Raw genomic sequence first — 694 nt, forward strand, 5'->3', positions numbered from 1 at the left:
ACGCGGATCGCCCGTTTCTTCGGCCAATTGTTGAAACGCCGAGAGGCGGCGAAACCCTTGGATAAGCTCGTACCCCTCATCAGTCTTTTCAACACGGATCGGGTTTGAGAGCCCAACCGCCTTAATAGACTCTTTTAGCTCCGCAAGCTCAGGGTCTATGTTAGCCGAGCGGTCTCGCGTAAGTTTTGAAGTTTTCACCTCTGATGTCTGAATAAGATCAGTGATCAAACCTAGCTTCTTCAATCTCACATGCTCGTGCGCCAACGCGTCATTCTCAGCGCGGATCGCCGCCTCTGCGTTCGCACGCTCGCGTGTCGCCTCAGCGGTTTCTGCAATCGCGCTGGCCATCGGGCCACGGCGCGCGGGCGCCGGTTCGTGGTTTTGTAGCGGGTGACCTTGAACATTGTAGGCTTTGGTTTCCAGAGGACCGTTCCCCGCGGGGAACTCGGTGGATTCCTCTTCGGCATCCAACTCGAAGTTAATATCGAAAACAGAACGCTTCTTTGCCATCTATCAATCCTCCAGTTTGTCCCACGCGTTGACGAGCGTGGTTTGGAATTCGTCATAGGCGCGGTCAAACGACATCCGGGCGCGCCGCCAAGTTTCGCGCGTCATCTGCCGGTAATCCATTTCGTAGATCGACGAGAGGAACCGCCCAGATTGCTCGACCGCGCGGGTCATCTCAATCGGATGT

The 694-nt window shown here is 55.8% G+C and carries 2 protein-coding genes; both read right to left on the bottom strand.

The annotated features are described in order from the left end of the window. The coding region (locus tag Q7C20_RS26750) for a ParB N-terminal domain-containing protein (protein WP_375071192.1) at positions 1-510 on the bottom strand (510 nt) is incomplete at its 3' end. Between the two features lie 3 nt (positions 511-513). Next, the coding region (locus Q7C20_RS26755) for a hypothetical protein (RefSeq protein ID WP_375071193.1) at positions 514-694 on the bottom strand (181 nt) is incomplete at its 5' end.

The sequence above is a fragment of the Pseudomonas sp. AMR01 genome, from assembly GCF_041946035.1.
Taxonomy (GTDB): Bacteria; Pseudomonadota; Gammaproteobacteria; order Pseudomonadales; family Pseudomonadaceae; genus Aquipseudomonas; species Aquipseudomonas antarctica_B.